Raw genomic sequence first — 319 nt, 5'->3', positions numbered from 1 at the left:
GGGCGAGGGTCGGGTCGGCACTCAGGCTGGTGGTGCGTGGGCGGCGTCGAACAGGGCGGTGAACGGCTGCTGCCAGGGCCAGCGGTCGGGCAGATGAAGCGTCAGTCGGCGGGCCGAGCGGGCAAGGCGGGCCGGGACGTTGACCAGGTGCGCGCGCAGGGTGGCGGTCGTCGCTCTGGCGTGGAAGGCACCGGCGAGGGCTCCGGCGGCCCGCAGCAGGTTGAACGCGATCGCCCACAGGGTCAGCCACGCGTTGTTGGCCTGGAAGCTGCCGGAGGGCAGGTGGGCGAGCGGCCCGGACTTGCCGTCCGCGATGACC

General features: G+C 74.0%; 1 protein-coding gene. It reads right to left on the bottom strand.

All coding sequences use genetic code 11. The annotated features are described in order from the left end of the window. Positions 1-21 precede the first annotated feature (21 nt). Positions 22-319, bottom strand: a 298-nt coding sequence (locus tag C7C46_RS33230; RefSeq protein WP_181442678.1) for a transposase, incomplete at its 5' end; no start/stop codon positions are given.

It is taken from the genome of Streptomyces tateyamensis, from assembly GCF_003205575.1.
Taxonomy (GTDB): Bacteria; Actinomycetota; Actinomycetes; order Streptomycetales; family Streptomycetaceae; genus Kitasatospora; species Kitasatospora tateyamensis.
This window is presented reverse-complemented; position numbering and strand designations above follow the sequence as displayed.